We start from the raw sequence: 3,614 nt of genomic DNA on the forward strand, positions 1-3,614 counted from the left end.
TTATGCCTTTATGAGGTCTGACCAGTGGGTGTACCGCGGGTATTATGATATTATGGTTGAAAAAAGATTAAGAAGGGGGAACGTTGAGAGTGCTGTTAGAAATTATCTTAAAAGGAATCCTGAAATATTAATATCAATGAGAATGGGCATTGTTAATGTCAGCAAGCTTGCAAGAAAGATATACAATGAAATGAATGGTTATAATATAATATCAATAAGATCTGCCCTAAATAAAATGTCCATGGAAAACACAGGCGACGATTTTACCTCTCATATTAATAAATTATTATCAGAAAGCAAAATAACGCTCCAGGATAAAATTATGGTAATTACCACAACCAGAAAGCTTGAAAATTTAAATTATTTATCTGCAACATATCTAACAGATTCAATAGTTTACATAATAGATGAAACTAAAAATAAATTATCAGAAATACCAAAAAATGCCATAATAGAAAAAGATGTAAGTTCAATACATATATTCTCCTCACCAGAGATAATTAAAACTCCTGGTTTTGTCATGAAAATAAACGAAAAATTATTTTCAGCAGAGATCAATATATTACAGTTAATTTCATGCTCAAATGAAACCATAGTAATAGTAAAAAGGTCAGACGGAATAAAGGCTTACGAGGCTTTAATATCTCAATAAAATAACAAAATATATGCAATAGAATTTTAGACCTGACGTTAAAAATGTGCCACCCCAAGGATAATTAATATTAAATCAATTTTCTACTCACATAAATATCGAAATTATACTTCATTTTATTATTAAATAAAAATAATAAAAATTTATTCTGGATTTACCTTAATTGCAAGTGTCGGGCAAACGCTTTCACATGCCATGCAAAATATGCACTCGCTTTCCCTTACTGGGTCACATTTATCTGTTCTGTATTTATCCCATAACTCCTTATCATCCTTTGAGATGGGCTTATCGTTTCCTGTACCTGACTGGCCCGGATTTAATTCCCATTCAAACAGGGATACAGGACAAACATCCATGCAAGCGCCATCTGCTATACATGCCTCCCAATCAACACCCACAATGCTGCCATGGATACCAAACTTTGTTGGGTATGGCTTTCCATCAGCATCCATCCTCTGTATGCCCTCAGCCCTAACCTTATGTCCTTTGTGCTCTCCTGTTACAGGGTAATTCTGTTCATCGTTTATATAGTTTTGATCTATAGGCTTTGGCTTATAATCCAGGGTTTCTAACTTAACCACTCATTATCACCTAATTCGATAATACATATATTACTTAAAATATTTTTCCTTTTAACAAATTAATATACAATTACATGCAGATTAAAAATTTAAATATAGTAAAAATATAAAAATCTTTATTTAATAATGTAATATCCAATCATGCAGGGTAAAATTTTAGATAGAAAAGCCCAGGGCGAGTTTGTTACAAACTTTTTAAGGCAAATAAAGTTTAAAAGGGAAGATTTTAAAACCGTAAACCCTCTAGGTGGTTTCACATCTATTATTGATCTCGGCAATTTTTACCTATCATTTAATAATGACGGTGTTGGTACCAAAACTATTATAGCTGAGGAAAGTGGTAAGTTTAATACACTTGGCATTGACTGTGTGGCAATGAACGTTAACGATGCAATTACAACCGGAGCTGAACCAATAGCCATGCTAGATTATATCTCCTTAAAGGATATAGATAATGAGGTTGCAAAACAGCTCGGTGTAGGTTTTAATGTTGGGGCTCAGATTGCAAATATTAACATTGTTGGCGGAGAAACAGCAATAGTGCCAGATCTTATTAATCATATAGATATTTCTGGCACATCCATAGGAATACTTCAAAAAAGTCAGATGGTTACGGGGGAAAGAATCTCAGACGGCGATATAATAATGGGATTAAAGAGCAGTGGCCTTCATTCAAACGGGTTCACCACTGTGAGAAATATTATCAAAAGCTCTGGACTCAAATACGATGAAAATTTTCCAGGAGAGAATAAAACAGTGGCAGATGTATTACTTGAACCGACAAGGATATACGTCAGGGAAATTTTAGATGCATTGAACATAGTTAACATAAAGGGCATGGCAAATATAACTGGTGGGGGAATAAAAAATATAACCAGAATGAAGGACATGAAATATGTTATAGATAACCCCATAGAACCACAAAACGTTTTTATAAAATTAATGGAAATTGGAAATCTTACCTACGGGCAAATGTATGAAATATTTAATATGGGCATAGGCTATGTCGTAATAATAGATGAGGAAAGTAAACGCGACTTTATGAGCATAATGAAGAACCGTGTTGAAGTTCAGGAAATAGGTCATGTTGAGAACGGTTCAGGAATATCAATACCAAAATATTCTATTGAATTTCACGGTTATTATTAATTTTTTTAGCGTTATTAAATACAATTAGCTTAAATTTTGTTATATATTATGGTTTATTATGAAGGTAGCGTGTGTTGTAGATGAGGATAATATGTTGAGCCCACTGGAATATGGCAGTTCCATATTTTTAATAGATGACGAAACAAAAAAGATTGAGGAATATGAAAATCCTGGTTATGGCAGAACCCATGGTGGCAGGGAAATAGCAATGGCCGGAATACTGTCATTAAATCCTGATGCCTTTATTGTGACAGAAAATTCTCTATGCCCTGGGTCATATCAGATGTCATTTGGAAAGGTAAAGTATATAGTAACCGAGGAACAGCCGATATCAGATGTGATAAAAAATTTAAAATCCCTTGAGGAAAAGGCAGTTACGGAGCTTGAGCCAATCCTATACAGGGAGCATTAATTTTTATATTTTTTTAAAATATTTATTTTTATGAACCCTGAAGAAATTCTTGATGATGAAATTTCATCTGCCACAGTTATCGCAGACAACATAATAAAATGGTTTATTGAATATAAAGGCAATGATTATGATTTATATCTGAATAAATTCCGGGAAAACTATTATGGTATGGGTATAATAGAGTACACATGCAATTATTTATCAGGCTATAATGGAAAAATTTCAAAAATAGAGTATGCAGGTAAATTGTATGATTTAATTAAAAAGGATACAGATTCCTCTGTAAGGTTTTCAGCCCAAATTTTTAACAGAAAAGTTTCAGTTGCAACAATTAGCTACAGCTCCATGGTTAGAGATGCCATTATTAATAACATGGATAAAATTAAACAGGTATATATTATGGAAAGCGGTCCAGCTTTTGAGGGTTTATCACTTTATGACAATTTAAGCAGCCATGGAATTAAAACCATCATAACCACAGATTATTCATATTACGAGATTGGCAAATCAGCAGACATTCTATTACTGGGTTCAGACCTTGTGACTGTTAATGGGGATCTTGTACATAAAAATGGAACCTTTCCGCTTGCACTTACAATGAATTATTTTAATAAACCTGTATATTCTTTAACCACCTCAGAAAAAATAAGCAATAATTTTAACGAAGTTGATTTTCATCGGATTAAAAATCATACAAAAATAAAGGGGTTTATCAATAGGTTTTTTGATTATACATACGGCACTTTAATTACTGGATATATATATGAATATGGCTTTATAAGGCCAAATGAAATAATGAATAAATTATATAAAATGAATA

At 32.5% G+C, this 3,614-nt stretch carries 4 protein-coding genes and 1 pseudogene; 4 read left to right on the plus strand and 1 reads right to left on the minus strand.

The genetic code is table 11. The features are described from left to right. Positions 1-652 (plus strand): hypothetical protein (locus tag AOG54_RS09805; protein WP_330218509.1); only part of this gene is annotated, 652 nt, incomplete at its 5' end. Between the two features lie 143 nt (positions 653-795). Here AOG54_RS09805 and zfx read toward each other — a convergent pair. After that, positions 796-1,233, minus strand: a complete 438-nt coding sequence (zfx, locus tag AOG54_RS01780) for a zinc-containing ferredoxin (RefSeq protein ID WP_052656825.1) — start codon at positions 1,231-1,233, stop codon at positions 796-798. A 141-nt stretch (positions 1,234-1,374) separates the two neighbouring features. Here zfx and purM point away from each other — a divergent pair, with 141 nt between their 5' ends. The 3 genes and pseudogenes from purM to AOG54_RS01795 all read left to right on the plus strand — a co-directional run. Then, the gene (gene purM, locus AOG54_RS01785) at positions 1,375-2,382 is read left to right on the plus strand and encodes a phosphoribosylformylglycinamidine cyclo-ligase (protein WP_048102077.1); all 1,008 of its coding nucleotides are present in this window, start codon (positions 1,375-1,377) and stop codon (positions 2,380-2,382) included. A 58-nt stretch (positions 2,383-2,440) separates the two neighbouring features. After that, complete coding sequence (locus tag AOG54_RS01790; RefSeq protein WP_048102078.1) at positions 2,441-2,794, plus strand: NifB/NifX family molybdenum-iron cluster-binding protein; 354 nt, start codon at positions 2,441-2,443, stop codon at positions 2,792-2,794. Between the two features lie 30 nt (positions 2,795-2,824). Next, a pseudogene (locus AOG54_RS01795) lies at positions 2,825-3,614 on the plus strand (hypothetical protein); the annotation flags it as partial.

Source organism: Acidiplasma aeolicum, assembly GCF_001402945.1.
Taxonomy (GTDB): Archaea; Thermoplasmatota; Thermoplasmata; order Thermoplasmatales; family Thermoplasmataceae; genus Acidiplasma; species Acidiplasma aeolicum.

Coding starts and splice junctions, on each gene's coding strand:
- purM (WP_048102077.1), top strand. CDS start 1,375: ATGCAGGGTAAAATTTTAGATAGAAAAGCCCAGGGCGAGTTTGTTACA.
- AOG54_RS01790 (WP_048102078.1), top strand. CDS start 2,441: ATGAAGGTAGCGTGTGTTGTAGATGAGGATAATATGTTGAGCCCACTG.